Source organism: Marilutibacter maris, from assembly GCF_006546735.2.
Taxonomy (GTDB): Bacteria; Pseudomonadota; Gammaproteobacteria; order Xanthomonadales; family Xanthomonadaceae; genus Marilutibacter; species Marilutibacter maris.
Genome location: NZ_VICD02000014.1, coordinates 1 through 5,240, shown reverse-complemented (window position 1 = coordinate 5,240; position 5,240 = coordinate 1). Strand labels below are relative to the sequence as shown.

Here is a 5,240-nt window from a genome sequence, read left to right as displayed (position 1 = left end):
TGGCGCGGATGCGCGAGGATCTTGTGTTCGACGCCGGCCCGGCCGCGCGCGACTTCGGCTATGCACCGCGGCCGTTCCGGCCGCAGGCGGCGATGTTCCGCGCGCCGGCCTGATCGTGGGGCCGGCAGCGCGCGCCAGCGCTGCCGGTCCGATCAGATTTCTTCGGCTCAGATTTCTTCGGCGCGCGCCGGTCGCCGGCTCTTGGTCAGGGTGCGCAGGGCGACGCCGAGCACGCCGCCGAGCACCATCGCGCCGCCCAGCCACAGCTTCGGGCCGGGTCGGTCGCCCCAGAACGCGATGCCCAGCGCGATCGCCAGCGGCGGCACCAGCAGCAGCCAGGGGGTGACCTGGGCGACCGGGTGGCGCTGCACCAGCACGTAGTACAGGCCGTGGCCGAGCAGCGAGGACACGAAGGCCGCGTACAGCGCGCCGGCCCAGCCGACCCAGCTCACCTGCGGCAGCCGCGCGATCGCGCCCGGTTCCAGCCAGGCGCTCAGCGCGATCAGCGGCAGCAGGCTGATCACCGCGGTCCAGCCCTGCTGGCTGAACATGTCGAGCCCGCGCAGCGGCTTCATCAGCACGGTGCCGACGGCCAGGAACAGCGCCGAGACCAGCATCACCCCGACCGCGGCCGGGCGGTCGAGCACGATCGGGTCGAAGCCCAGCACCAGCACGCCGGCGAAGCTGGTAGCGATCGCCACGCCGGTCTTCCAGCCGAAGCGCTCGCCCAGCACCGCCCAGCCCAGCAGGGCGGTCATCGGCACGTAGCTCTGCATCACGATCGCCGGCGAGGACAGGTTGCCGGCCAGTTTCAGCGCGGTGAAGCTCAGTCCGAAGTGCAGCACGCCCACGCACAGGCAGACCGCGATCAGTCGCGGCCACTGGCCCGGCGCCGGCCGTTTGAGCACGAACGCCAGCGGAATCGCGAGCAGGGCGAAGCGCAGCGCGGTGAACAGCAGCGGCGGGATCTCGCGCATCGCCAGCGCCGAGGTCAGGAAGTTGCCGGCCCAGGCCAGGACGACGATCAGGATCAGCAGGAAATCGCGCGGAGACATGGGCGGACGCCGGAAGGCCACGGGATCGACCCGCGGCGGGAAGGAAAAAACCGTAGGAGCGGCGCAAGCCACGATGAAGCTTTGCCGTGAAGGCCCGATCGCGGCTTACGCCGCTCCTACGCCATCGCTGCGTAGACGGAGGAGGGCATGATCGGGCAGATGCGCCGACGGGCGCAATTGGCCGTTGGTTGGGGCGTCAGTAGCGCCAGCCCAGCCTGCGATAGAGCTTGGCCAGCACCCAGGCGGGGCCGATCAGCAGGTAGCGCAGGTCGGTCAGGAAGCTCGGGCGCTTGCCCTCGAACAGTTTGCTGTGGCCGACGAACTGGCCGATCCAGGCGACCACGAACACCGCGATCGCCAGGTACAGCAGGTGCATCGTGCCGTAGCCGTCGTGCAGCCAGCGGGTCAGCCAGCCCATCGCCACGAACACCGCGAGCATGCCGAACGCCAGCCGGCGCGAGGCGCGGTAGTAGAAGGCCCAGGTCGCGAACATCGCCGCTCCGGCCCAGAACCCGGGCAGGAACCAGGTGCCGGGCGAGGGGATGCACCACAGCAGCGCGATCACGCTCCACAGGATCGCCGGCACGCAGATCACGTGGATCAGCTGGTTGGTGGCGTTGCGGTGGTCGCCGGAATAGTGGGCGAACCACAGGTCGATCCGGCGCTGCGGCGCGGCCGGCTCACGGGGCGTGTCGGTGGCGGTGCTCATGGCGGCTCCCGGCTCGGAATGCGCTGGCGTATGGCGACCGCCCGAGCATACCGGCAAGCGCGGCCGGGCGCCCGCCGCGGCGCGGCACGCCCGGAGCCCCCGGGGATTGCAGCGATCGGGCCCGGTCAACGGGCCCCGTCGAACGGGCTCAGTCGACCGAAAGTCCGGCCAGTTTCTGCAGCGCTTCGGCGTAGCGGGCGCGGGTGCGTTCGATCACCTCGGCCGGCAGGCGCGGGCCCGGCGGGGTCTTGTCCCAGTCCAGCGTCTCCAGGTAGTCGCGCACGATCTGCTTGTCGTAGCTGGGTGGGCTGCTGCCGACCTCGTACTCGTCGGCCGGCCAGTAGCGCGAGGAATCCGGGGTCAGCATCTCGTCCATCACGTACAGGCGGCCGTCGGCGTCGGTGCCGAACTCGAACTTGGTGTCGGCCAGCAGGATGCCGCGCTCGGCCGCGTATTCGGCGGCGAAGCGGTACAGCCGCAGGGTCGCGTCGCGGACCGCCTCGGCCAGCTCGGCGCCGCACAGCTTGACCGCGGTGTCGAAGTCGATGTTCTCGTCGTGGTCGCCGACCGCGGCCTTGGTCGAGGGGGTGAAGATCGGCTCGGCCAGTTGCTCGGCCTGGCGCAGGCCGTCGGGCAGCGAGATGCCGCTGATCCGGCCGGTGCGCTGATAGTCCTTCCAGCCGCTGCCGATCACGTAGCCGCGGGCGATGCACTCGATCGGCACCGGCTTCAGCCGCCGGGTCACCACCGCGCGCTGCAGGTAGGGGGCCGGATCGACCCCGTCGGGCAGCACCGAGGCCACGTCGATGCCGGTCAGGTGGTTGCGGACGATGTGCTCGGTCCTGCCGAACCAGAAGTTGCTGATCTGGCAGAGCATCGCGCCCTTGCCCGGAATCGGGTCGGGCAGCACCACGTCGAACGCGCTCAGGCGGTCGGTGGCGACCATCAGCAGGCAGTCGCCGGCCGGCGCCTCGGCCGGCAGGGCCTCGCGCGGCAGGTCGAACACGTCGCGGACCTTGCCGCGGTGGCGCAGCACCAGCCCCGGCAGGTCGGATTCGGACAGGACCGTCCTGGACGGCGGCGCCTGGGTCAATGTCGTGGACAGCGTGGACAACGGTATACCCCCGGTCTAGCGCATTTCCTTGTACATGCATCCCCTCGCGGGGGCGGGGCCGGTAAGCCGCGTCCGCGCGACAGGGCCGGCCAGTGTACGCCGGTCCGGGCGTCCGTGCAGGTACACTGCCGGCCTGAATTCGGGTCCCGGTCCCGCCGCCGCGGCCGGGTCCCGCTCCGGCCACAGGCAGAGAGGTGCCATGAACCGCTGGTACGGCAAGTTGCTGGGCTTCATCGCCGGGGCGCTGTTGCTGCGCTTCAACCCCTTGCTGGGCGCACTGATCGGCCTGCTGGTCGGCCACGCCTTCGACGCCGACTGGTTCCGGCTGCAGCGCCGCGCCAACCCGTACGCGGCGTTCGGACTGGGCGAGGACGCCAGCGACGCCGAAGTCGATCGTGCCTATCGCCGGCTGATCGCCCAATACCATCCCGACCGGCTCGAGGGCGCCGCCCCCGAGCTGCGCCGCCAGGCCGAGGCCCGCTCGCGCGAGCTCAACGCCGCCTACGACCGCATCAAGACCCTGCGCAAGACCCGGAGCCCGTGACCGCCATGCAACCGACCGTGATCGCCCCGTCCATCCTGTCCGCCGACTTCGCCCGCCTGGGCGATGAAGTGAATGCGGTCCTCGGAGCCGGGGCCGATTGGGTCCATTTCGACGTGATGGACAACCACTACGTGCCCAACCTGACCATCGGTCCGATGGTCTGCGAAGCGCTGCGCAAGCACGGCATCACCGCGCCGATCGACGTGCACCTGATGGTCGAGCCGGTCGACCGGATCGTGCCGGATTTCGCCAAGGCCGGCGCTTCGATGATCAGTTTCCATCCGGAGGCCAGCCGGCACGTGCACCGCACGATCCAACTGATCAAGGCCAACGGTTGCCAGGCCGGCCTGGTGCTGAATCCGGCGACGCCGGTCGAGGTGCTCGACTACGTGCTGGAGGACCTGGACATGGTGCTGCTGATGTCGGTCAATCCCGGTTTCGGCGGCCAGTCCTTCATCCCCTCGACCCTGGACAAGCTGCGCCGGGTGCGGGCGATGATCGACGCGCGCGCGCCACAGGTGCGGCTGGAGATCGACGGCGGGGTCAAGGCCGACAACATCGGCGAGATCGCCGCCGCCGGCGCCGACACCTTCGTTGCCGGCTCGGCGATCTTCAATGCCGAGGACTACGCCGATGTGATCGGCCGGATGAAGGCCGCCGTTGCCGCCGCGCGCTGAGCGCGGCGGCAACGGCGTCTGCCGCTGGCTTGCGGCGGCGGTCTGCGGAACTGTCCTGCGGAAAGGGTCCTTTAGAAGCGGTGAAGGGCGACGCGGTTCGGCGTCGCCCTTCGGAAAATTGGAGGCGATCCTGCCTCCGCCCGTCATCCTTGAGAATGGACTCCCATGCTCCGTCCGGATGGTTACAGGATGATGACGCGCGCGGCCGCATCGGCAACCGGCGCGCCGCGTTCACGAACCGGTACCCCCGGCTCGCCTAGCCTGACGCGATGAATGACGATTCCGGATTCGACGCGGCCAGCCGGTCCCCGCACTGGCGCCTGATCCTGCACGGCAAGCGCGCCGCCGACGATGCCGTGCGGCAGGCGGTGGCGGCGATGCGCGAGGCAGGCACCACGTTGTCGGTACGGGTGACCTGGGAGGGCGGCGATGCCGCGCGCCATGTCGACGAGGCGATCGCCGATGGCGTCGACACCGTGATCGCCGGTGGCGGCGACGGCACCTTGAACGAGGTCGCCGCGGCCCTGGCCAGGCACGACCGGGCCGCCGCGGCGCTGCCGTCGCTGGCCGTGCTGCCGCTGGGCACCGCCAACGACTTCGCCACCGCCGCCGGCCTCCCTCGCGACCCGCTGCGCGCGTTGCGGCTGATCGGCCGAACCGCGGCGGTCCCGCTCGACCTGCTGCGGGTCGAAGCCGACGACGCATGCCGCTGGTGCGTGAATGTGGCCAGCGGCGGCTTCGGGACCGAGATCACCGTGCAGACCGACGAGGCCCTGAAGAAGGCCCTGGGCGGTCTGGCCTACCTGGTCACCGGGATCGCCCGGCTGGGCCGCATCGAGCCGATCGCCGCGCGCCTGGAGGGGACCGGCTTCGAGTGGTCGGGTGAACTGATCGCGCTGGGAATCGGCAACGGCCGCCAGGCCGGCGGCGGTCATCCGCTGTGCCCGGACGCGTGGGTCGACGACGGCGCGCTGGACGTGACCGTGATCCCGCCGCTGGACGGCGAGTTGGGCGGGCTGGCGCATTCGCTGCTGACCGAGGGCCGCGAGGCGGTGGCCGAGCGCATCGCGGTGCGCGCGCGGCTGCCGTGGCTGCGACTGCGGTCGCCGACGCCGATGACCCTGAACCTCGACGGCGAGCC

The 5,240-nt window shown here is 70.9% G+C and carries 6 protein-coding genes; 3 read left to right on the top strand and 3 right to left on the bottom strand.

All coding sequences use genetic code 11. The features are described from left to right. Positions 1–167: 167 nt before the first annotated feature. From FKV24_RS01570 to FKV24_RS01560, 3 genes are all read right to left on the bottom strand, one after another. Complete coding sequence (locus tag FKV24_RS01570) at positions 168–1,055, bottom strand: DMT family transporter (RefSeq protein WP_111265539.1); 888 nt, start codon at positions 1,053–1,055, stop codon at positions 168–170. 196 nt (positions 1,056–1,251) lie between these two features. Continuing rightward, positions 1,252–1,764, bottom strand: coding sequence for an Mpo1 family 2-hydroxy fatty acid dioxygenase (locus FKV24_RS01565; protein ID WP_111265540.1), 513 nt, complete (start codon positions 1,762–1,764; stop codon positions 1,252–1,254). Positions 1,765–1,912: 148 nt separating this feature from the next. Next, positions 1,913–2,857 (bottom strand): phosphoribosylaminoimidazolesuccinocarboxamide synthase, encoded by a 945-nt coding sequence (locus FKV24_RS01560; protein ID WP_111265541.1) that lies wholly within the window; start codon positions 2,855–2,857, stop codon positions 1,913–1,915. 220 nt (positions 2,858–3,077) lie between these two features. On the opposite strand from FKV24_RS01560, the gene FKV24_RS01555 reads away from it, so the two are divergent. From FKV24_RS01555 to yegS, 3 genes are all read left to right on the top strand, one after another. Further along, positions 3,078–3,422, top strand: coding sequence for a J domain-containing protein (locus tag FKV24_RS01555; RefSeq protein WP_111265542.1), 345 nt, complete (start codon positions 3,078–3,080; stop codon positions 3,420–3,422). A gap of 5 nt (positions 3,423–3,427) precedes the next feature. Beyond that, positions 3,428–4,099 carry a ribulose-phosphate 3-epimerase gene (gene rpe, locus FKV24_RS01550; RefSeq protein WP_141480951.1) on the top strand — a complete coding sequence of 224 codons (672 nt, stop codon included), beginning with the start codon at positions 3,428–3,430 and terminating at the stop codon, positions 4,097–4,099. A gap of 269 nt (positions 4,100–4,368) precedes the next feature. After that, on the top strand, positions 4,369–5,240 hold an 872-nt coding region (gene yegS / locus FKV24_RS01545), incomplete at its 3' end, for a lipid kinase YegS (RefSeq protein ID WP_141480950.1).